The organism is Paraburkholderia sp. BR13444, from assembly GCF_040948755.1.
In the GTDB taxonomy this organism is placed as follows: domain Bacteria; phylum Pseudomonadota; class Gammaproteobacteria; order Burkholderiales; family Burkholderiaceae; genus Paraburkholderia; species Paraburkholderia youngii.
In genome coordinates, this window is record NZ_JBFPKM010000055.1 from 1 (window position 1) to 448 (window position 448).

Below are 448 nucleotides of genomic sequence, written 5' to 3' on the forward strand. Positions count from 1 at the left end.
GGTCAGCGCAACAGCGAGTGGTGCGGCCACGGCCCGATCCTCGAAGAGGACATCGCGCTGTCGAACATGAGCCTCGACCTGATCGGCCAGGCGCGCCTGCTGTACACGCACGCGGCCGCGCTCGAAGAGCAGCTCACCGGCCGTCAGCGCAGCGAGGACGACTACGCGTACTTCCGCGCCGAGCGCGAATTCGCGAACTACACGCTCGCCGAGCTGCCGCACTACGGGCCGCTCGCCGGCACCGCGCAGGCGCAGAAGGACTACGCGGTGACGATCGTGCGCAACTTCCTGTATTCGACGCTGATGAGGCACCTGTGGGGTGCGCTGACGGGCTCCGCCGACGCACAGCTCGCCGCGATCGCCGCGAAGTCGGCCAAGGAAACGCAGTACCACGTGCATCACGCGGGCGAGTGGCTGATCCGCTTCGGCGACGGCACCGACGAATCGC

General features: G+C 68.3%; 1 protein-coding gene. It reads left to right on the forward strand.

Translation table 11 applies throughout. The annotated features are described in order from the left end of the window. A partial coding sequence (paaC, locus tag AB3X95_RS38960) for a 1,2-phenylacetyl-CoA epoxidase subunit PaaC (protein WP_368624009.1) occupies positions 1-448 on the forward strand: 448 nt, incomplete at both ends.